The sequence below is a fragment of the Empedobacter tilapiae genome (assembly GCF_004785645.1).
GTDB classification, from domain to species: Bacteria; Bacteroidota; Bacteroidia; order Flavobacteriales; family Weeksellaceae; genus Empedobacter; species Empedobacter tilapiae.
The window spans coordinates 192,184-216,099 of the sequence record NZ_SRPE01000007.1 but is presented as its reverse complement, the minus strand read 5'-3'; the positions used below and the strand labels follow the sequence as shown (position 1 = coordinate 216,099).

The window sequence follows — 23,916 nt, the reverse complement described above, 5'->3', positions numbered from 1 at the left end:
AATGAACAATAATTATACATTAAAACAAATTGCTAATTGGCAATTAGGAGGTACAAAATCTAATGTAGAATTACCAGATCTACAAAGAGGTTTCGTTTGGAAACCAAAGCAAATCGAAGATTTATGGGATTCTATACTTAGAGGATATCCTATTGGTTCTTTTTTACTTTCTAAAGAAAAGAATAAATTTAGTTTATTAGATGGACAACAACGAGCTACAGCTATATTTTTAGGTCTTTATAATCCTTTTGAGGATAGTAATGAGGCTAAAGCTTGGTCTATAAAATCTCAGTTACCCGTTGTTTGGATTGATATTGCTCCAGAATATAAACCAAAATTAAGTTTATATGCGATAAGAGTAGTTACCAATTCACACCCTTGGGGATATCAGATACAAAATAATGATATTCGTTTAACTGAATCTGATCGAAGAAGTGCAATTAAAATTTTCAGGATAAATCCGAATAATGAAGTAATAGGTTATACTAAATTTGAGAATATATCTGTATTTCCATACGATTGTTCTTATCCAATTCCTTTATCATTTTTTTTAGAAGCTGAAAATGCTACTGAAGTCTTAAAAATGGTTGAAGAATATCTACCAGATTATATCAAAACGAAAAGAGGTGATTTTCAGAATAAAGAAGAGTTTATACAAAAACTAAACAACGATTTAGTAAGTAATATTGAGGTGATTTTAACTCAAATTAAATCAATTAGGGATAAAACGATACATGCAAATGTAGTATCAGAAGAAGTAGTTCAACAAGAAAACCAAGAAGAAAACCCTACCTTATTTCAACGTATTAATTCATCGGGAACTACTTTATCTGGAGATGATTTAATCTATTCAATTTATAAAACAATATTCCCTGGTACTAAAGATATTGTAGAAGGTATAGGGCTTAGTTTTATTCCACCCACCCAAGTTATTTCATTAATCACTCGTTTAGCGGTTTCAGATACAGAAAATGACCGATTTGTAAAAAAATTAAACATTCGTGATTTTCAAAATAAGATAAAAGATAAAAATTTCTGTGATAAGCTAGAGGGATTTGTCAATGGACAAGATATTAGGACAGCTATAGATACTGCGCTTGATATTTTATCGTGTAAGAATATTGATGAGTATAAAAATGAAGTTCCTCCAGTTGTAATTAAAAGTTTCATCAAAAGGAATCAAGATTTATTCTTATTTCTTGTCTATTGGCTATACAAGAATGATAAAGAATTAACAGATGAACTTAAATTTAAAATAGCTGGTAAAATATATCTATTTCATTTATTCAATTTTAAAAATATTAAAGCATTATGGGAAGCTGAAATTCAGAATAACAATTTTTGTTTTGAGCCTGTTAATGAATACATCTGGAGGAATGATGTAGATGGGATTAATTTTATTATGCCTCCAGATTTATTAGAAAAATTTTATAAAATACCTCAAGCTGTGGAGAGGTTTAAAAATAAAGTGCCAGAAAGATGGGGCTTAATTGAGACGAATAAAGAGATTAAAAATTATTTCGAGAAAATTAAAGGTGATACAGTTGATGTTGATACGGCTAATAAATATTTCGAACATTTCATTGGCAATATCAGAGGAACTAAATCATTAGTACTATTAGCCCAAAGAGAATATGTAAATGATCATTTTAAAGATTTCAATCAATTAGAAGATTTTGATGATACAAACACACCTTGGGATTGGGATCATATATATCCTTCAGAATGGGTGTACAAAAAACAAGTTAATCAAGGAATTAGAGATTGGAACAATACCAATGGGAATTTTAGAGTTTTATCCTTAGATATTAATAGGGCTGAAGGGAGTAAAGTTCCCCCAAAAGATAGAGTAAAAGAAAAATTAGAAAAGAAAAATTATTTTGTTCAAGATTCAGATTATCAATATTGGAGTAAAATTGAAGGTCGAATTTATGATGGTCAAATAGAAAATCATTTTTATGCCATTACTACTAGAATGATTAATATTTACAAAAGATTTTGGGATGATTTTAAAATTCAAGAATTTATAAAATAATAAACGAGAACCTATTGGTTCTCGTTTGTTTATGTAGCAATTACTTGTTGTAATTTTTCTTCAATGTCAGGAATAGAGAAAATAAAAGTGAAATAGATATATCGAACGATTCCCATTGGTACATAATTAATTTGAGTCTTTAATCGGGTGATATAATCTTTACTGAAATCATCAAATGGTTTTATATTTGTCTTATATTCCAATATTAACTCCGAGAAACAATAGTTCTGTAGTGATTTTAAGTGTTCAGAAAATTGTCGTTTTATACCGTATATTTCATCCCAAGCTTCATCTCGATCATCATGTACTTCATTGCGCAATATTTTTATATCCCATTCAACGTATTTTAAAAGTGTTTTTAGATTCTCATTGTTGTATTGATTTTTTAGTATAATCTGTATTGAAAGGAAATCCAATTTGATAGAAGGATCATATGGATAGTGAGCTAATCTACGTGTTTTAATTTCCTTATATAAAGGATCAATAATTTCATATAAAGGGTCTTTTTTCTTTTTCTCTTGTTGATTACACTTTTTACAACAAGGAAATAGCAACTTAAAATTTACTGCAACAAAAGGATAAGAAGCTTTAGCTAATAAATGATCATATTCTTCACGATATAGAGCTTCAGAAGGTTCAAATTTATTTAACCCACAAAATGGACAGATTAAAAAATCAAAATTATCTTCATGGATTAATTTATCATAATGATCTTTTACAGTTCCAAATTTATCTTCTATTTCATTGTTTTGAGGATAATCCGACCATAAACTTTCAAAAAAAACTTTTAATTTATTAGATATACTGGGATGAATCTCCTTAAATGAAATTAAATCTCTAGTACAATCATTAAATATTGATATATCATTATTAATTACTAATGCTTCCTGCAATTTTAATTTTTCAAGATAAGGTAATTGATGGTAAAGAATAACAATTTCTTTCAAAGGGTTTAAAAGTCTTTTCTTAGAAGAGTTTACACAGGATCTAAAATCCCTATGAACCAATTTTTGTTCATCATAAAACTGCAAATCATAATAAAATATATTTCTAAAAATATGATAGATATGATCATGGAATGTATAGATAGGATGATCTATTTCATTGAAACTAGTCAGCATCTTTTTCTGATTTAAGTTCTTTCTCTTTTATCATTAAATAGTTATAAGCATCAAACTTTTCAATTGATTCACCGAATTTAAGTAGTTCCTTCTTTACACGTTTTACGTCTTCCAAAGTTTTAATACTTGCTTTTAAATCGTTTAACTCTTCATTCGAATAATCAGAAATAGTTAAATCTCTATCAAAAATAGTTTCTAAAACAAATCCTACTGATGAACCATAGGTTTGGTATTCAGGATTTTTTAAATTCAATTTTTCAAAATGATGTTCTATTTCAGGATCATTTATATCTTTTTGAGAAATTATTTCTCTCTCAAACTTATACACATCTTCTTTCTGATTATCGCTTATAATAAAAGGGGAATGTGTCGTCATGATGATTTCATGCTGTCGAATCTTTTCCGGATTACCTTTAACATCATATTCATTCCCTGAAACCTGGTTAAGCATCGTTACCATTTTTGCACGCCATTTCGGGTTAAAATGCGTATCTGGTTCATCCATTAAAAACAGAGAACCTTCATTCTCCATCATCATGACTGAGCCTATCACTTCATTCAATTGATGTTCACCATCGGATAAAGCTTTATAATAAATAGGTTTATTGTTATCTTTTTCAGTGATTTTTTTTGGTACCTTTTTTATTCTAATTTTTTCAATTCTAAAAATTAAATCAGAAGGATCAGGCTTAGACAATTCATCCGATACATTCAGTACTTTAGAAGCATTCACTACAAATTTTCGGACATCTTGCTTGTCTACCAATAAATTTAAACTTTGTAATTCGTAAAAAACTTGAAACAACTTAAAAGCACTTTTATAATAATGTTTAAAGGCTTGATGCGTTGCTTCATTAACCACAAAATCCAATACGAGCACTTTATTCACTATATCATTTTTCCAACTGCTTGCACACGCTTTTAGTGGTTCTAAAAGGCCTATCTTGGTTTTTAATAATTGCTCATCACCTTTATTTCTTGTTTTATAATTAACAGTAATTCTAAATGAATAAAGATCTTCAACGCCAAAAATTTTCTTCAAATACGTTAAGGGTTTTTCTTTACCCAATAACATATTCGCAACAAAAATGCTATAGTTACTTTCTTCGTCGATAAAATACATCCTTCTGTCAAACAATGAATTGGATAAATTTTGTGTTTCATTAAAGTAATGATAGCGTATACGTATAAAAGCGTTGCTTAACAATTCATTCTGGCCAGAAGTGTATGCGATTATATGCGTGGGTAGTAATTGACCAATTGTATTGTCTAAACGTACAAATTTAGTGTCTCCATATGAAGAATAAGAAAATTCTGGTAATTCATCTAATTGTTTAATGATACGTACGTGGATATCAGCATCTATAGTATCATCAAGTAAAGAGAATCTTTTTTTATGAGAGATAATATCTTTATTAGCAATAACATATTCTATTTCAAACCCTATATTTTTATTCTTTTTATAATCTTTTGATGTTTTTTCTAGACTAAATCTTTCCAAATAATAAAATATCTCTGCTATAAGTTCCAAAAAATTAGACTTACCACTACCATTCAAACCAGCAAATACTTTAGTAGATAATTTATTTTCAGTTAAGGTGTCATTAAAAACGTAGTCTACGTTGGCGGGTAGACTACGAAAATTTTGACCTAATATTTTAACGCGTAGTAGTTTCATTTTTTATACGGAAATAAATTCCAGATCGTTCTTGGGTTGTTTTTTTACTTAATTTTTCTAAGTCTTGGATTGTAAAAGCAATACCGATAATGTTTTCTACTTCAGCATCATAAAAAACTTGTTCTAATTTCAGATAAGGATTTTTATCGGTAACCGCATCAGAAAGGAAGATTAGAAAATCATTAGCGTTTTCAAGTTTTAGATTTAATTTTTGTTCTTTAGAACTGAAATAATCAACGTTCAATTTAGCCTCTTCAGTTAAAAATCGAAGCAACATTTCAGAATTAAAGTAATTCGCCTGAAAATGATTAGTAATCAATTCGGCAATTTTCTTAAAACTTAGCTTACTCCATTCGTTAGTCGAGGGTAAAACATCTTTAGTTCTTTTACCACTTAAACCATTAAGCTGTAATGGAATTTTATTTTCTAATTCTTTAGGTTCCTCTTTTTTTTTATCAATAACTTCGGGTTCATTAACAGGTTCTACAACCGGCAACAAACGTTCATCATAAGGTATACGAGTTAAATCTAACGTACCCGAAAATGCAGCATGACTTACAGAAGCATACAAAGCTTGCATTTCCAACAACTGCTTTTCTTGCTCCGCTTTTAATTTTCCTATTTTCTGAGCAATGGCTGCAAATTGGTTTTGTATATCTAATGGAGGTACATTAACTAATAAATTCTCCAATTGATCTTTGGTAATAGCTTCACGTGTTGCACTTTTAGAAGTAGACAACTCGTAAAGATATTTTTGAAAGCTATCAGATGTTAATAAGTGTACAGCATAATATGGATTTATGGTATCTTTCTTAAACCTTAAAATTGAAACGTGTTGATTTACCCTTGCAGGTAAGACATCATTTGGTACAATACAACATCTAGCAACAGATGCACCAGTTATATTTAATAAAATATCATCACTTTCAACAATTACATTTCTTAGTTTATAAGCTTGATCATCATCAATATGAGCTAATTTGTCATAACTAAATTTGTTATTATAAATATTCAAACTTCTGATTAAGCTAATACCTTCATCTTTATAGCTTTCATCTCCACCCTTTGGCGTAGAACCAGAGCCAATTTTAGTTGTTAATTCTTTTAATGGAATACCCTTTTCATTTCTCACAGGATCATCAAACATATCGTAAAAAGTAGCTTTTACCAATTCGTCTAATTGGTCGATGGCATTTTTACGCGCTTGGATCACTTCCTCAATCTTACCTAATACATTGGCTATACGGATTTGGTCAGCGTATGAAGGAAGAGGGATTTCTATATTATCAAAATCTTCATTTCTTAAATTGTTAATATTTGCTCCTTGAGTAACATTCTGTATATATTTTCTATATGTATTTGTTTTGAAATATGCATCTAAATAATAAGGATATATTTTATTTTTTATCGGGCGAATCACTTTACAAAATGCTCCAAACGTAACATTAATATTATTGGATTTAATCATTAAGTGTTTACCCAATAAATTTTTACTTCCACTAGAAGAAGTAAGAAGTATATCACCGAATCTTAATAATTGATTTTCGGATATATTATTCTCTTTTATGTAAATTACATTACTCCAATCGATGTCGAAATCTTGAATATTATTACCTTTCAATAATGGTATATATCCAGAATTTTTAGAATCAATCACATCATTTGGTTTGTATGAAACGCCTCTTATCTGCTTTGAAATTTGCCCAAGATTAATTTTCTCCATTACAACATATTTTCAAGTTCATTCATCAAATCAGAAATGTGCTGTTGTTGTTCTTGCAATTGAGTCATAATTACTTTAGGTGCATCATAGCTAATTTCTTCATAAACTTCTTCGCGGTAACGGTTAAAACTTAAATCATAGGCTTTATCTACAATTTCTTGTTTATCTACGTAGAAGTAGCGTTGCGTACGATCGGTAGGGTTTTCAGTACCACGATTATCAAAATGCGCAATAATTTTATGGATGTCACCAAAATCACGGTTGCCTTCCTTATCAAAACGGTCATTACGTTTATCATCCAAAGTTTTACCATCGTGCTCCATATCGTAAAACCATACACGTTCGGTTTCACCTCCTTTGGTAAAAATTAAGATAGCTGTAGCAACTCCGGCATAAGGTTTAAATACACCAGAAGGTAAATTAATCACCGCTTTCAGTTCACACTTATCCATCAAAATGCTACGCACATTTTGAAATGCTTTTCCTGAGCCAAATAAAACCCCTTGTGGAATAATAACCCCTGCCGTACCACCCATACGCAACATTTTGTAAATACGCTCTAAAAATAATAATTCTGTTTTTTTTGTATCTGTGGTAAAACTTTCGTTGATTTCGCCTTTATCCAAACTTCCTGTAAATGGTGGATTGGCTAAAACAACATCATACGCATTATCCTCATTATAAAACTTGCTTAAGGTATCGGTATAATCAATGTTAGGGTATTCAATACCATGCATCATTAAGTTCATCAACCCAATACGAATCATATTTTGGTCGATGTCAAAACCGTAAAATGTTTTACGATTTAATACATTTTTAGATGCATCATCTACCAATTTATCGGCCAATGTACCACGGGTAAAACCGTAATCATCTACCACTTGATGTTCTTCAGAAGTATATTGCGTTAAGATGTACTGATAAGCCGCTAATAAAAAGCCAGCAGTACCACAAGCAGGATCCGCGATACGGTTCCCTAACTGAGGTTTTACCAATTCCACCAGCATTTCAATAATATGGGTAGGTGTACGGAATTGCCCGTTTTTACCTGCCGTACTTAATTGTTGTAATAAATATTCGTAAATATCACCCTGTGCATCTACAAAGCGATCTTGTGCATGCAGTACTTCATAGATTTCATTAATTTTAATTACAGCTTCTGTTAATAAGCTAGGCTTAGGGATAATAAAAACCGCATTCTCCATATGTTTAGCAAAGGGAGAATCGATATCGCCTAACGATTTGATAAAAGGAAAAACACGCGTCTGTACCAATTGATACATTTCGTCCGACGGCTTGCGTGAAAAGTTTTTCCAACGCAATTCTTCTTTAGCAATTCCTTTATCTGAATCTTCACCAGGTAAGTAGAATTGTCCTGCAAATATAGATTTATAGTCAGTACCTAAAAATTCGGCATCACCTTGTCTTTTTAGGTCGTTTTCGTCCAACTGTTTCATAAACAACAAATAAGTAATTTGTTGTATTGCATCTATAGGGTTCGTTAAACCACCTGACCAAAATTTTTGCCACAGGTCGTTTACTTTACTTTTAATTTCTTGATTATCCATTTTTCTTTTTTATGCGGCTAGCACATGTATTAACTCTAATATTTCATTCATCATTTTCCCGTCAAAAACACCCCTAATACCATTGGGATGAATGCGGGTAAAGGGAGCAGAAATCAAATCTTTTCGTTCTGCATTACCTTTCTCTATGATATAGGTTTGCAAAAGTCTTAAAAAATCCAGTTGTTTCCCACTCAAATCCGAATGTTTTGTAATAAAATCATCAAAGGCTTTGGTAATAATGGTAGGGAAATCTTCTAAGACCTCAATACCAAGGATATGCTTTATAAATTGCACTAGGGCTGCATTTTTATTATTGTACACCCTACGCAATAAATCCACCGTAATATGTGGACTTTCGTGCGATAAAAGCCAGGTTAGTTCTTCAATTTCTATATCCGTAATGTTTTCTCCATTTTTAATTTTTTGTAAAACAGGTAAATCATGGAGTAATAAGCGTACTTTTTCCTCAACCATTTCTTTGTAACGTTGTATACTTACCGCTTCATTCTGCGGTCCAAATACGACGTGTTCCTTCTCTAATAATTCATCTTTAAAATTATATTCTGAGGGCGTCATTAAGGTAGTACCATTACGATAGATCATTAAAGGACCTAAAGTTTTAATCAATAAATCTAATTTATTCTCCGTTAGGGTATTCCAATAGTAATCGGTTTGCGCTTTTAAGATTAAATCTCTGTGTTTAGCTACCGTATTAACCGTTAAAGGTAAATCAGCTATCTCTTCAATTACTGCTAATTTTAGAGCCCCAAATTTCTCCGTATCCTCTTGCAGTTGCGCTAACGAAAGTTCAATTAAATCTTTTTCGAAACGCATGGCTTTAAAATCCACACCGCTAATCGTTCTAAATAAAGGTTTGATTTCATCTTGTAAAAAAGGGATGCTGTCAGCAGACAAAGTCTCCCAGAACGAAGTTTCTTTGACTTGATTTACCAACCCAATTGCATCACGTATCACAATAGAGTTTAAAGGAAGTAGATCGATGAACTTTTTTACTTTTACTAAAGTTGGTTCATAGATTTTGGCATCGGCCAATTCCATGGCTAAGGCTAATTTATCTACATATAACCCAAATAAGCGAACAGGTAAAGAAACTTGACTTGATGAATTTTTCCCTTTTGGGTTTAATTTAAAGTATTCAAAATTGTCCCAACAGTCCAAAACCAAGAAACTATCTTTTTTAGAGCACCAAGGTTTCATTTTAGTTGGTTCTAATAAACGTGTGCCACGTCCAATCATTTGCCAAAATTTGGTGTACGAATAAACAGGTTTAGCAAATACCAAATTAGTGATTTCTCGTACGTCTATTCCTGTGTCAAGCATATCAACACTAATGGCAATACGAGGAAAATCATGATTTTTAAACTGATCCAATAATCCTCCTTTTCCATAGACGCGAGGGTCGTCAGAAACAATCACTTTTGCTAATTCACCTGCAAATTCTGGATAAAGCTGATTAAATATTTCTTCTACACGTCGTGCATGTTTTTTTGTCATACAAAAAAATATGGTTTTACCAGGAAGTACACCATTGTCATCTTTGATACATTCTTCCATAAACTCACGTACAATAAGTGTATTGGTGCCTTTATTGATAACATTGCGTTCTAATTCAGTCCCTTCGTGATTTATTTCTTCAACATCTATTCCTTCTAAAATCAATTTCTTTTGATCTTCTAAAGAGATGGTACGTTTGTTTATACCTTCAACTTGGAATTTCGTTTTGATTTTCATGACCTGAAAATCGCATAAATAAGGAGGAGTGTGATTTACTGCTTCTTCGTAAGAATACGCAAAAGTGGGTAAACCATCTTCACAATCAAACAGTTTAAACGTATTATGATCAATGACGTCAGTTGGAGTGGCTGTTAAGCCAACTGTAATGGTATTGAAGTAGTGTAAAACTTCTTGATAGGTGTTATAAATAGAGCGATGACTTTCATCTACAATAATTAAATCAAAAAAATGAGGACTTAAATTATGTTTTTCACTTCGAATGACATTCAGCATCGTTGGATAAGTAGAAACATAAATTCTACGATCTGTAGCGAATTCATTCTCTTTGTATTGAGGCCAACGAGGTTCGTTAGGCAAATGCTCTTTAAAATCGTCTAAAGCTTGATTTTGTAAAGCAATACGATCTACTAAAAACAATACTTTTTCTGCCCAACCCGCACGCATTAAGGCATCAATCAAGGCAATGACAGTTCGTGTTTTCCCTGTACCAGTAGCCATCACTAAAAGAAATTTGGTTCTTTTACGTTCAAGCGACTCCATAACAGAACGAATTGCACGAATTTGATATTCTCTTCCTGCTATTTTCGTATTTATAAACTCTTGGGAAAGATTTTTTCGATACTTTCTTAAATAGGTATAACGTTCTAAATCATCACGAGTTGGGAATCCATACACTTTTTTGGGAGGATAGTTTCCTAAATCCCAGAAAAAGATATCGTCCCCATTCGTATAAAAGCAAAAAGGCAATTCACCTCCTTGTTGTTCTTGTATATGATAACAGTATTGTTTGGCCTGTTCTTGTCCTAAAGTAGCATCACGTGATGATTTTTTCGCTTCTACAACAGCTAGTACCTTTCCATCTTTACCTAATAAAGCATAGTCGGAAAAGGTATTAGTATAGCTGATCGTATTTTCATTTACACCAGACAAAGCTACATTAACTAGAAATTCTTCAACTACTTGTGTTCGGTCAGAGGTATTCCAACCGGCATGCATTAAGCGCAGGTCTATAATTTCTTTACGTGTTCTTGATTCGTTCATAGATTGTTAGTAGAATACAATGTAAATATAATAAATTAGTAAATCTTTAGTGTAACAACCAAACAAGAATAAACTTTTTTATATGAATAATAATTTAGAATGGTCAGATTGGAAAAAAAATTCCAGATCCAAGAAAAGGTGAGTATTTATTAGTACCTTTTGGTTCAGGTGTATATCAACTGAAAAATACTAAACCCAATGAATTAATTCTTTTCGGTTCTGGTAGAAACATTGCTTATAGAATGACTTCATTACTTCCAGAGCATTTTGGCAGAGGGGCGAGAAATAACATAAATAAAAGAAAGTATATTTTAGATTATATTCAAAACATTGAATACCGAACAATTGCAATTTTAGACGAAATTGAAATGAAAATATTTGAAAAAAGTATTAAACGCATGAAAAACCATTTGTTTAATACATAATTTTTTTAAAAAATAATATATTATTCTCAATTTTTTCCTTTAGAAGAATTATCACTTCTAGGAATTAGACGAAGTCTTTTAAAAGAATATAATTTTTCAATTTCATTACACATTTCATCTAGATCAATATTAAACTCCTCAAAATCGTCTACTATTCTTTTATATTCATTTTTCATTTGTTTAGTATCTAAATTGATTTTTTTATCTAAAATCAAATAAGAAATGTATCGTAGAGTCGTAAAATCATCTATATTTTTTTCAATTATAGAGAATAAAGATTCATTGTGGTCTATTGTTATTTGACTTAAAGTACTTTTTTTTATTTTGAAATTTTCGAGTAGTATTCTTTTACAATAATATTTTTTCAGATAAACATTACATCCAATTGTTTGAATATATTCTATTTCTCTGAAAGATATAGGTAATTGATTGTTATCTAATATTGTAATTGTATTTAATAAAGATTTATTTAAATTATTTAATTTGTTAAATATTTCAATATTTTTTTCAGCTAATTTAAGATATAACTTAGGAGTATAGTAAAAATTAAGTGAGTTATAAGGTCTGTCCCAAGTTTTAATTCTATTTAAAAAAGCAGATACTAATTTTTTATTCTTGAACTTCATTTATTTGCGGTATAAAAAGATTTTTATTCTCCTCTTTTATTAATTTTATCATATTCACTGAATGTATCAACTTCTTGAGCATGAATTCTTATCATGTTTAAATTAGAATTGATTCCTTTTTCTTCATAAAAAGTTTCTAATTCGTCAATTGATATCCACCGACTCCCGGCAATATTACTTATAAATAAATCTTCAAAAATATTTCCTTTAATACTTTTATCTCTAATAGTTTCTTTTGTAAGTTTGCCTTCCAAATCTAATAAAGCAATTGTTTGACATAGCGGAACATGATATCCAGAAGTGATTAATTTACTATCACTATTTTGAAGTTTTGCGGTCGGTCTTAGAAATGCTGAACAATATGGGAATCTGTATTCATTTCTGTTTGTAGATTCTGGACCTTTGCAATAGTTTGAATCACATAAATGATTTTTCATTTTAATAAGCTGAGCTCGCATATTACTTGATGCAGATTCATAAAGAACATTGTTATTCCATGCTTTATATTGCATATGGGCAAAACGAACTTTTTTATTTTCCATATTAAAATGTTCATAAACCATATCTACTCCTAATATAGCTTCATCTTTATCTGGATGAAGTAATCGGATTCTTAAAACTTTGTCTTTTGTGATTTTATAGTCTTTATAGTGGTCATTTTCATATAAAGGTTTTCCAAAATAATCATCTCTGCTTCTTAAATAAAAATCATGATTTAAGCTTTTATGTTCTGATTGAGTACGTGGTGTAAAATATTCTTTAGCTGCAATCAGACCAAATTTTCGTTTTTTTAAATATGTATTATTATCAGTTTTCTTTTCTAATGCTTTTTCTAAGTCATCCAATTCTATTTGAATCAAATCTAATGGTTCTACAATATTTTCTACAGTGCTTTTGGCTTCAGCCATTTCCTTATAATATTTAACAATTTCATTTTCATTTTTAGAAACTAACAAACTTATTATTGAATTATAAAGTTTTGGATTTAGATCATAAATTATGCTAAAAGCAAATTCATATGTTACTGAAGTAGATTGCTTAGCAAGTTTTAATGATTCGCGAATAGCATTGACTGATTGAAAAGCATGATCTCTTCTATCTTCTTCTGGTATATCTTGATTTGAAAAGTAATTGTGATCTATCTCCATAAAAAATAATTAAAATTTCTGTTTATATAATTGTTTAAAACAATGATATAAATATATATTAAATAAACAATTTTATACCTTGTTGTATAAAATATTTTAATAGCATTTAGTAATGTAAATTAGTGTTTTACAAAAAATGATAATATGAAGTATTTCTATTTTACCGTTGTATTATCTACTATCTTATTGATGGGGAGCAAGAAAGAGGAGGAGCAGATTAATGAATTGTGTCTGTATAAACTGGAAAGCACATTGCAAACCAATGATTCTTTGCAAAAAGAATTGTTGAAAATGCAAGAAGAGATTGACTTGCTTCAAGAAAAATTAGAAATAGCAAGACAGTTGACAGAGGTTGAATAATGTTAGAAAAAGGGCTCTCCAAAGAGCCTTTTGTTTTTGTATTTATGAATAATAGGAGGTAAAAATAAAATACTCTGGAGTTATACAAACCTAAAACTAACTCCAGAGTACTATTACTAACTTTAACCATGCCTACTGGTTAATACTACTAATTTAGTATATTGTTTTTAAATAAAACGTTTTTAAGTACTTAATGTCTTAAATTTTATCTTTTTTAGATTTCTTCTGTTTTGAAGTCAAGCAATTCTTTAGGATGCCTTTTCATACCTTTGGCTAAATCAATTAAAGTTGTAAAAGAAAGATTTCTCTTACCATTTTCTATATCACTTACCGTTGCCTTCGTAATTCTGTTGCTATTTAATACAATATCATCTTGACTAAGTTTACTTTCAATTCTTAAACTTCTAATATGCTCTCCAAACTTCTTTAGAATATCATCTTTCATAGCTTCCATAATATCACTTTTTACAAAGTGCGGAATTTTTGAAATTAATTTTGTTACAAGTTCTTGTAACATTCAATAATTTTTATTATGTTTGTTATTCAATTACATAAAAAATGTAATTTTGCAATACTTAAAATAGAAAATATTAAAGCTATTGCTTTGATTCTCGAACTGAAAACTGGTAATTTATAGTACACGAGATGATAAGTAAAAAAGCACACGACCTAGGCGTGGGCTTGACTTATCTGTGTACAAGGTATACCAGTACCCCAGTTCAGATTTGTTGAGTTTCACGCCTTTTTTTTGGTCGTTTCTTCCAAAACAATCGCATCGAACTTCATACAATAAATACACTTGGTTTTATTCCTCTACAAATCAAGTAAAATACTCTCTAGAAATATGTGTTTCTATAAACGAAATGCACAGAAGGTTATTCGATTATAATATAATTGAAAAGTGAAAGAAAGATATTTTGGAATGTCATATGAATGTGGTTCTGAAACGAGTTCAGAAAGACAGAAAAGATATATAATATAAAAAACCAAATACTCACATAGTTATCCCCCGAAGACACCTTAAGAAGAAAGTAAATGATCTTCATAAAGTAATTAGTGTTAAGTATTAGTTTTCATTTATTAATGTAATTTTTAAAACTTGTCGGAGGGGGAATTTCTTTTTAGAAGGTATAGGATAAACAGGCGCGCGCGCGAAAAATAGAGATGAAATTCTAAATTGAATTTGCGATAATTAGTAGTTCATTATTTTATTACGTTCATTTTTTTTCTTGATAAAAAAAACGAACCAAAAAAAATCAAGACCGCGATTTTCGACGTTCAATTACCATTTTACGCACTAAAAAGATTAAATGATTCGCATATGCTCACTAATCTTTTTTACGCTTGTTTCAATGGATTGAAACTCGTCTGCAAATCGTATGTCGACTCTAAAATTCGTTATTAAAAAAGGATTTGAGTATTAATAAAAACGTAAAACGTTAAGCGTAAAACTTATAACGTAAAAACAAAAAACCCTTTCCCAAAAACAAAGTTGGCGCGATGTACAGGAAAAGGAGTGGCTTTTAAAACTAATGTTGAATTAAAAACTAATGTAAAATTATGAAAAAATTTTACTTCAAACTCAGTAGGCAGTCATTTGCTGTATTATTGGGATTGTTTTGTGTAACACCCTTGTTGGCACAAACAGGTAAAACCGTGACTGGAACGGTAAAAGAACTTCAAGTCCCGCTAGTGGGCGTAATGGTAAAAGAAGAAGGAACGGATAATTCCACTTTTACCGATGATAATGGAAACTACTCGTTGACCTTACAACATGATGATGCTAAACTAATTTTTGAGCAATTGGATTTCCCTATTCGAGAAGAAGAGGTGTTGAATAGAAGCGTGATTAATGTAAGTTTCACAAAAGAAGAGGAGGGAATTCAGCTGAAAGATGTGGTGGTGAATGCAGGATACTACTCCGTAAAAGACAAAGAACGAACAGGTTCTATAGTACGTGTAACGGCAAAGGAAATAGAGAATCAGCCTGTGAATAATGTGTTAGATGCCTTGCAAGGAAGGGTTGCAGGTTTAGAAATTACCCCAACTACAGGAACAGCAGGTGGTGGATATTCCATTCGGTTAAGAGGGCAGAATAGTATAAATGCGGGGAATGATCCTTTGTTTATAATAGATGGAGTTCCGTTTGATATAGGTAGTTCAAGTAGTGCAACTGTTAGTGGATCGGTTATACCAAGTGGTAAAGTAAATCCCTTGAATACTATAGACCCACAATCTATTGAAAGTATAGAGGTGTTAAAAGATGCAGATGCTACCGCTATTTATGGATCACGTGGTGCAAATGGAGTGATTTTGATTACCACTAAAAAAGGAACTAAAAATAAAACAAGTTTTAATGTAGATTTCAATACCAGTATTAATCATATAACTAAATACGTAGATCTTTTAAATACAGAACAATATATTAAGTTAAGAAAAGAAGCATTTAGTAATGATGGAATTACCACTTATCCATTTAATGCTTATGATGTGAATGGTACATGGGATCAGACGAGATATACGGATTGGCAACGTATGCTAATTGGAAATATAGGGAGTAATCAAACAGCTCGATTTATGGTGAATGGAGGTTCTGAATATACTTCTTTTATGGTTGGTGTTAATCTTATGAAAGAATCATCTGTTTATTTTGGTGATTTTTATTACAATAAAACATCAATTTATTCAAATTTAAATCATACTTCAACTGATAAACGTTTTATTTTTAATCTGAATACTTCTTTAGGTTTAGACCGAAACAAATTACCACATACAGATTTAACACGAGTTTCGCGTTCGCTTGCACCCAATAGTCCTTCTATTTATACGAATGATGGGAGGATAAATTGGGAAAATAATACGTGGAATAATCCGATAGCGACTTTGGAAAGTGTTTACAATAACAAAACCTATTTAGTAAATCTTGGTTCAAATTTAAATTATAAAATAACTGACGAACTATCCGCTAAGATTAATCTAGGTTTTAATCAGACTGAACTCACAGAGTTTCAGATTAATCCACATACTAGGCTTAATCCTGCATCCAATGCGTCAAGCTTAGAATCTTCGAGTAGTTATCGAAATTTAGGGAAAAGAAATAGTTGGATTATAGAACCTCAACTTAACTTCAATAAGACTTTTAAGGAAAATAAGATCGACTTATCGTATGGTTTTACATTCTCGAAGGCAGAAACTGAAGATTTGAGTTTATATGGATTTGGTTTTTTAGATAATTCTTTATTAAAAAGGTTAAGTGCAGCGAAGACATTACGTATTTTAAATGAAGCCAATTCTTTTTACAATTATATGGCGACATATCTTAGAATTAATTATTCTTTTAAGAATAAATACTTTATTAATTTAACGGGGAGACGAGATGGTTCTAGTCGCTTTTCGCCAGAAAATAGATTTTCTAATTTTGGAGCAGTAGGAGCAGCATGGATATTCTCGAAAGAAAACGCATTCAGTAATTCGAATTGGTTGTCGTTTGGTAAATTAAGAGGAAGTATTGGCGTAACTGGAAACGACCAAATTGGTAACTACCAATATTTAGATACGTATTCCATCAGTGATGGTTTATACGAAGGGAATGTAAGTCTTAATCCTTCGAGATTATATAACCCAAATTTCTCTTGGGAAAAAAATATAAAAAGAGAAATCGCATTCGAAATAGACCTTTTTAAAAAATTACATCTCGAATCTTCTTTCTATTATAATACTTCATCTAATCAATTGGTAGGGTATAGTTTACCTGCTACAACAGGGTTTAATTCAATTCAAGCAAATTTAGATGCGGATGTTGTGAACAAAGGTTTTGAGTTTTTGCTGTCATCTCATGTGATCAATTCTTCTCATTTTTCGTGGAATGTAAATATGCAATGGACTTTTCCTACAACCTACCTTAAAAAATTTCCAGATTTAGAGACTTCTACTTATCGCAATTTATATCAGATCGGATATCCATTATCCATCTATAAATTTTATAAATACACAGGTGTAGATAGTGAAACGGGATTATATACGTTTGAAGATTTTAATAAGGATGGTAAAATAACGTCTACCGACGATAAACAGGCTATAGTCGACTTAACACCAAAATGGTATGGTAGCCTTACAAACGATATGAAGTATAAAAACTGGAATTTTAATTTTACGTTCTATTGGAGTAAAAAAATAGCCTATAACGAATGGGCAGGTACATCTACAATGGGAACTTTTAATAATATGCCTGTTGCTAGTTTAGATTATTGGAGTGAGGATAATCCTAATGCTTCACACCAAAAGCCAACTTCTGGTACCAATGCAGCAGCTGTAAGCGCAAGTAGCCAATTTAAACAAAGTGATGCTGTATTCAGTAAAGCAGATTTTATTCGATTAAAAAATATTGCAATCTCTTATCAAATCCCTTCAAAAAAAGATCAATCAATCAAAGCTAAAGTGTATTTACAAGGGATGAATTTATTTACAATTACACCTTTTAAAGGTGGAGATCCAGAGCAAACGTCTGGCTATTTACCTCCATTAAAAAGGTTATCTATTGGAACAACTATAAACTTTTAATTATGAAAACAAGTATACTTAAATTTAATATCCTCCTTTTATTCTTTTTAATTTTTAGCTGTAATGATTTTGTTGAAGTTGATTTTCCAACGAATCAATTGCCAAGTTTATATGTTTTTGAAAATGAAACGACAGCTAATGGAGCCATACTCAATTTGTATTCCGAACTTAGGGATAATTCGATTTACAATGGTAAGCTATCAAGCAGTAGTATCCTCTTCGGATTATATGCAGATGAACTCGATTATTATGGAAATCCTACTTCGGGGCTTAATGATATTTATTTGCATCATATAGACGCGAATAATGCAGAAGTAAAAACTGTTTGGACAAATTCGTATAAATTAATTTACATGGCGAATGCCAGTATTCAAGGTTTAGAAAATTCTCACTTTAGTTCAAAAAATACATTAATGGCTGAGGCATTATTTTTTAGAGCTTTTATGTATTTTTCACTTCATACGATCTATGATGAAATTCCTTACATAAAGTCTACCGATTACATGGTAAATAGTAGGTGTTATAAAAATAGTCAATCGGAAATATATGCTAACTTAATCGAAGATTTGGAAAATGCATTAGCTTTATTACAAGATGCTAATATTAATACCAATACACGTATTAACAAATTTACAATTTATGCTTTATTAGCTAAAATTCATTTATACAACAAGGAGTGGAATAAGGCAATAAATTATTCGGATTTGATTATTCATTCTAATCGGTTTCAATTGGTGAATGACATAAATACAGAATTTCTAAAAAATAGCACTTCTACAATTTTTCAATTAAAAACTGCCAAAGAAGGAAGTCCTACAAATGAAGCCCCAATCTTCACGATTACAGGACAAAACCCTACGAATATTGCTTTGACAAATCATTTTCTAAATAGTTTTGAAAAAGGGGATTTGAGAAAATTATATTGGGTAAAATCATCTAGTAATGGCAATTGGTTCTTTTCTTCTAAATACAAACAAATTAATACACTTGCAACAAGTAGCGAATACTCGATCGTTTTTCGATTACCAGAAATAATTTTGATTAGAGCTGAAGCATATATTAATACAAATAAGAAAAATGAAGCCATTTCTGATATCAATTCAATTAGAAATAAAGCAGGTCTAAATGGAATTAGTAACACAAATGAAAATCTATTTGAAGCGATTCTCAATGAGCGTCAACATGAGTTATTTTGTGAACATGGTAACAGATGGTTTGATTTAAAGCGTTTTGGTTTATTATCACAGACCTTGCTTCCTTTAAAACCTTCTTTTCAAGATTTTCATCAATATTTTCCAATTCCAGAATCGGAAATAATATTGAATCAAAATTTATTACCCCAAAATCAAGGATATTAAAATGAAAATAATTAATACTTTTATAAGAGTACTACTAATATTGATTTTTAGTCATAGTTATTGTAATGCTCAAAAAAATCATACCAGACATATTGCGGATTCTTTATGGACAAAAGATATTTTTTTAAATAAAATTAGTCCAAAAGGAGATTGGGTATTTTTTGACGAACTTGATAATAGGATGGAAAGAAAATATAAGTTATTGAATGCTCAAAAAAATATTGATTTTGAATTCAATGAAATCAGAAAACCAGAATTTACAGAAACCCAATTTATTTATTTAAATAATAAAAAAGATCTTACGATAAAAGATTTAAAACAGTTAAAAGATTATAAATATGCTAATTGTCAATCTTATTTACTCAATAGTACTAATACTGTTATTGCAATTAATTATAAGGAATCATCTGTTTTAATCAATTTAGATAATTATAGTGTTATAGCAAAATTTAATGGGTATGTAAATAATTGGAATCCAATATCAAACATTTTTTCATTAACGACAAATGAAGAAGGGAGTGACTATTTAAAACTTATCCAATTAAAGAATAATGATATAGATATCATTTTTTCTAAACCAGTGATCGATTTAAATTGGCAAGAATGGACTGATAATGGTAAATCTCTATTCTTTTTGGAAAAAGATTTATTCACGAACTATACTATTCATAGTAAAAAAAGTATTGAGAAACAGATAAATAATAGTTTTGATACGTCAACCTTAAATCTTCGAAAACCTGTTCATGGAAAATTTGTATATTTTAATCAAAAGGGAAACAACAATGGAAATCAGAATATGATGGAAGTATGGGAGGGTGCAGATAAATGGATTTTTCCGAGAAAAAATGAGTATGAAAAAAATGAAAAATTTAATTTTCTTTACCAATGGAATATTGAAAACAATCAAATTAAACAATTAACTGATACTGTATACTCTTCCTATATAACAAATCCTAGATTTAACAATTCTATTGTTTATAATAAATTACAATATGAACCCGAGTTTTTTGAATTTCCTTTTAGTGATTTATACCTGAAAACTCACGATGATAATTCACAATCATTAATTGCTCAACATATTTATACAAAGGAAGGAAATTTTAATTTTTCAGTTAAAGGGAATTATATCGTCTATTTTGATCAGAAGGATTGGTGGTTATACCATATTAAAACAAAAACTAAAAGAAATTTAACCCAAAATATTAAAGCTAAGTTTTTTAGCGAATGGGTGGATGGAGCAACACTAAAATTGCCTTATAGTCGATTTGGACCAATTTGGTCTGACGATGAGAAGTTTCTAATGATTTATAGCCAATATGATATTTGGTTATTTAATACAGAAAATAACAGCCATGAAAAGATAACAAATAGTGGAGATACTAAAACAAGATACAGAATTTTTAATGACTTTAATTTGGTATCTAGTGGAGGAAGTATAGACACAAAGGATTATATTTATTTAAAAGTGTCTTATGAAAACCATAGCTCTTCTTGGGCAACTTGGAAGAAAGGTAAAGGTTTGAAATTACATGATAAATTAAAAGGAAATATTGACTATTTTTTCTATCAAAATAATCAAATCTATTTTAAGCTAAGTAAGTTCAATCTTTCGCCAATTATTTATAATTATAATCTTCAAAACAATTTACGTGTGGTTTATGAAACCAATAAAGAGCTTAAAAACCTTCATATAAAAGACGAAGAATTAGTTTATTATGATGTTCCAATAAATAATGAACGATTGAAAGGAGCTTTACTTTATCCTATTAACTATAATCCTGATAAAAAATATCCGCTTATAGTATCCGTTTACGAACGTAATTCAGAAAGTGCAAAATTGTTTGATCCACCTTCTTTTAGTAACTATACGGGATTTAATGTTTTAAATTTATTGTCGAAAGAGTATTTTATTTTACTGTCTGATATTGTCTATTTGAAAAATAACCCTGGAAAAGCAGCTACGTTATCTTTGGAAGCTGCATTGGATAAAGTTTTCGAAAATAAATCTATAGATAAAAATAGAGTCGGTATAATAGGACATTCGTTTGGTGGTTATCAAACAGGATTTGTAATTACCCAGAGTAATTATTTTAAAACAGCTGTAATTGGTTCCACTACAATAGATTTAGTTACTTATTATCATGATATTTCTTGGTCAATGAAGAGGGAACAGATGTGGCGTATAGAAAACCAACAATTTAGGATGAGTCCTGATTTTTATAAATTTAAACAAGACTATGTAAATAACTCGACTTTGTATCACTTGGACAAAATTAAAATACCTGTACTAATATGGACTGGTAAAGAAGATGATAATGCCAACTGGTACCAAAATACTTATTTGTATACTGGTTTAAGAAGGTTAAATAAACCTGTAAAAATGTTATTATTCAATAAAGAGAGGCATAGTGTTGTTACACCGGTCAATCAAAAATTATTAACAATTGAAATTGAGAATTGGTTTGATAAGTATTTAAAATAAAGAAAAGATTGTCCATAAGACAATCTTTTCCGTTTTAATAATTTTATCAATCCATCTGGAAGCTATTATATAGCTCTACATTACAAGAAGTTTGCGAATCTTTGATTAAGTGCACTTGTTTTCCGCTAAAGGTACAAGGAAAAATTTGTACATTATCACATTCCGTACTTACCTCTTTACATTCTAAATTATCGTAGATGTAAAGTGTTGAACTTTCATCTTTAGTTGATGATTTTCCTTCAGTTGCAAAAGCAAATGCAACAGCCATCATACCCACTCCTAAGGGTAAGATTTTGTTTAAAAAACGTGTTTTCATAATTTTGTGATTTAAAATGATGACCTACTATATTTACAGGTGTTCGGTCTTTCTCCTGCGTTGCAACGTTATTTTATTAATTCATAGAAATAGAGCTCTTTATCAACTACAGCGAAAATGTAATTTTTGAACACTCTAAAATTTCTTAATTTTTCTTGGGGTAAATGATACAGGTAAAAACTATAGAGATAACTTTTATTAGGATAATCATATACATCAATAATGCTTGTACCACTTATTTCTTCTTCATATTTTCCAAAACGTCTGCTGTAGATATAGAGTTTATCTCCATATGTAGCGCTGTATTCGTGCACACGGATTGTACGAGGTCCTATTTTATACTGATCAGTTTTTGCATAATAAGCCATATCAATTTGTGCTTTGGTAATGGTGTCAATACTATTCAAATGATATAATTCATTCATCATGGTATCTAATACTATCACTTCGTTTCGATAATAATAACTATACAAAAAATGATTATTTTCTTTGTTCCAAATCAATAAGCCATCAGTGTCAAATGTTCCGTTGATTTGATTTTTTAGACTAGTCTTATTTAGTTTTATAGTTTCACCTTTTTCGCTAGGATATATAACACCTAATATATTTGATCTAGTTTGTGGTTCTGCAGCTACAAATCCAATATGATGATTATTTCCAAGAGCATATGAATTATAATATATATTTTGATAATAGGTTAGGAGAGTAGGTTTAGCATTTAATTGACCAATTTGAAGTATGCCAATAGAGCCATCACCAATTACATATGTAGGGTAATCGACTTGTGTAATTAATCGCTTATAGGGTAATTCTTTTTTCTTAATTTCTAGATGAAGCGTGTCAATTTTATTTGTATGATAATCATATTGCAATAGATAGAGAGGAGCAGAAGGATGAGATAGATAAACATAACAGCTATCAAACCCTGAAATAGTAAAACCTTCTTGTTTTAAATTTAATTTAGATAATTGATTTGAATGATGAGGAAGAAATTCGCGAATAAAACTATTGTTATAGCTTTTTTCAAATTGACTCTTTTGAAAAAGTCCTATCATGAACAGTATACCTACAAGAAAAATTAAACCTATTTTAGATGCTGTAAGACGATAATTACTATTCATTAAAATAATGCCTAAAATAGCAAGTAAAATAAAAAGAAGATTAAAAATCAAATGCTCGTTCCACCCCATATCTTCTAAAATACCTCCACAGCTACATGGTGTAAATGGAGCAAATTTTAGAATAATGATAATGTATATGGTGAATACATTCATCAAAAATAAGGCACAGTATAAACCCAATTTTTGATATTTTTTGATACCCAGTAGGATTGATATTAATAGTTCAATAATTAATATTCCATAAGAAACAATGCTTGCATAAGCACTAATAACTGGCGATTGTCCCAGCTGGGTTTGAAAGGTTTCAAAATCGATGAGCTTACTGACTGCAGCATAGACAAACAAAACAATAAAAAGATAGCAGATGAGTGTTTGTATAATAGGTATTATTTTTTTCATTTTTTGTATTTATATCTTAATAATTCAACTCATACTCAATAATTTATTGGCGATAAAATATTGATTCTTATAAAATTAGATTTTGTAAAAGAGATTAAATGTAATCAAGAGGTGCAAAAACATAAATGGAAGGTAGAATTTATAAATTTGTCTTTTTTGTAAAATAATTTACTGATTAACAGTGTTTTATGATAGCTGTT

The 23,916-nt window shown here is 30.0% G+C and carries 15 protein-coding genes; 5 read left to right on the top strand and 10 right to left on the bottom strand.

Annotation, left to right across the window (positions count from 1 at the left end; genetic code table 11):
• The first annotated feature begins 1 nt into the window (after position 1).
• Complete coding sequence (locus E4J94_RS11560; protein ID WP_135835958.1) at positions 2-2,035, top strand: DUF262 domain-containing protein; 2,034 nt, start codon at positions 2-4, stop codon at positions 2,033-2,035.
• Positions 2,036-2,064: 29 nt separating this feature from the next.
• Here E4J94_RS11560 and E4J94_RS11555 read toward each other — a convergent pair whose 3' ends face one another.
• From E4J94_RS11555 to E4J94_RS11520, 7 genes are all read right to left on the bottom strand, one after another.
• Positions 2,065-3,156, bottom strand: coding sequence for a hypothetical protein (locus E4J94_RS11555; RefSeq protein ID WP_135835957.1), 1,092 nt, complete (start codon positions 3,154-3,156; stop codon positions 2,065-2,067).
• Positions 3,146-4,834, bottom strand: coding sequence for a restriction system-associated AAA family ATPase (locus E4J94_RS11550; RefSeq protein WP_135835956.1), 1,689 nt, complete (start codon positions 4,832-4,834; stop codon positions 3,146-3,148). The genes E4J94_RS11555 and E4J94_RS11550 overlap by 11 nt, the downstream gene beginning before the upstream one ends.
• Entirely contained in the window at positions 4,815-6,557 is a 1,743-nt protein-coding gene (locus E4J94_RS11545; RefSeq protein WP_135835955.1) for a restriction endonuclease subunit S, read from the bottom strand. The genes E4J94_RS11550 and E4J94_RS11545 overlap by 20 nt, the downstream gene beginning before the upstream one ends.
• On the bottom strand, positions 6,557-8,125 hold the full coding sequence (locus E4J94_RS11540) for a type I restriction-modification system subunit M (RefSeq protein ID WP_135835954.1): 1,569 nt from the start codon (positions 8,123-8,125) through the stop codon (positions 6,557-6,559). Before E4J94_RS11540 ends, E4J94_RS11545 begins: the two co-directional genes overlap by 1 nt.
• Positions 8,126-8,134: 9 nt before the next feature.
• Positions 8,135-10,627, bottom strand: coding sequence for a type I restriction endonuclease subunit R (locus E4J94_RS11535; protein WP_246034314.1), 2,493 nt, complete (start codon positions 10,625-10,627; stop codon positions 8,135-8,137).
• A 745-nt stretch (positions 10,628-11,372) separates the two neighbouring features.
• Complete coding sequence (locus tag E4J94_RS11525) at positions 11,373-11,972, bottom strand: hypothetical protein (RefSeq protein WP_135835952.1); 600 nt, start codon at positions 11,970-11,972, stop codon at positions 11,373-11,375.
• A gap of 23 nt (positions 11,973-11,995) precedes the next feature.
• A complete protein-coding gene (locus tag E4J94_RS11520) occupies positions 11,996-13,120 on the bottom strand; it encodes a hypothetical protein (RefSeq protein WP_135835951.1) in 1,125 nt (374 codons plus the stop codon).
• A 144-nt stretch (positions 13,121-13,264) separates the two neighbouring features.
• Between E4J94_RS11520 and E4J94_RS11515 the strand changes: the two genes are divergently transcribed.
• Positions 13,265-13,480, top strand: coding sequence for a hypothetical protein (locus tag E4J94_RS11515; RefSeq protein ID WP_135835950.1), 216 nt, complete (start codon positions 13,265-13,267; stop codon positions 13,478-13,480).
• Between the two features lie 214 nt (positions 13,481-13,694).
• Here E4J94_RS11515 and E4J94_RS11510 read toward each other — a convergent pair whose 3' ends face one another.
• Positions 13,695-13,997, bottom strand: a complete 303-nt coding sequence (locus E4J94_RS11510; RefSeq protein WP_246034313.1) for a helix-turn-helix domain-containing protein — start codon at positions 13,995-13,997, stop codon at positions 13,695-13,697.
• Positions 13,998-15,040: 1,043 nt separating this feature from the next.
• On the opposite strand from E4J94_RS11510, the gene E4J94_RS11505 reads away from it, so the two are divergent.
• From E4J94_RS11505 to E4J94_RS11495, 3 genes are read left to right on the top strand one after another with little or no spacing between them, the layout of a single operon-like run.
• A complete protein-coding gene (locus tag E4J94_RS11505; protein ID WP_246034312.1) occupies positions 15,041-18,040 on the top strand; it encodes a SusC/RagA family TonB-linked outer membrane protein in 3,000 nt (999 codons plus the stop codon).
• Positions 18,041-18,042: 2 nt separating this feature from the next.
• Positions 18,043-19,398: a RagB/SusD family nutrient uptake outer membrane protein gene (locus E4J94_RS11500; protein WP_135835949.1), complete on the top strand. Its 1,356-nt coding sequence runs from the start codon at positions 18,043-18,045 to the stop codon at positions 19,396-19,398.
• 1 nt (position 19,399) lies between these two features.
• Positions 19,400-21,880, top strand: a complete 2,481-nt coding sequence (locus E4J94_RS11495; protein WP_135835948.1) for a S9 family peptidase — start codon at positions 19,400-19,402, stop codon at positions 21,878-21,880.
• A 46-nt stretch (positions 21,881-21,926) separates the two neighbouring features.
• Here the strand turns inward: E4J94_RS11495 and E4J94_RS11490 are convergent, their stop codons facing one another.
• Positions 21,927-22,196, bottom strand: coding sequence for a DUF6520 family protein (locus E4J94_RS11490; RefSeq protein WP_125350859.1), 270 nt, complete (start codon positions 22,194-22,196; stop codon positions 21,927-21,929).
• A gap of 68 nt (positions 22,197-22,264) precedes the next feature.
• Positions 22,265-23,716 (bottom strand): MauE/DoxX family redox-associated membrane protein, encoded by a 1,452-nt coding sequence (locus E4J94_RS11485; protein WP_135835947.1) that lies wholly within the window; start codon positions 23,714-23,716, stop codon positions 22,265-22,267.
• Positions 23,717-23,916 lie beyond the last annotated feature (200 nt).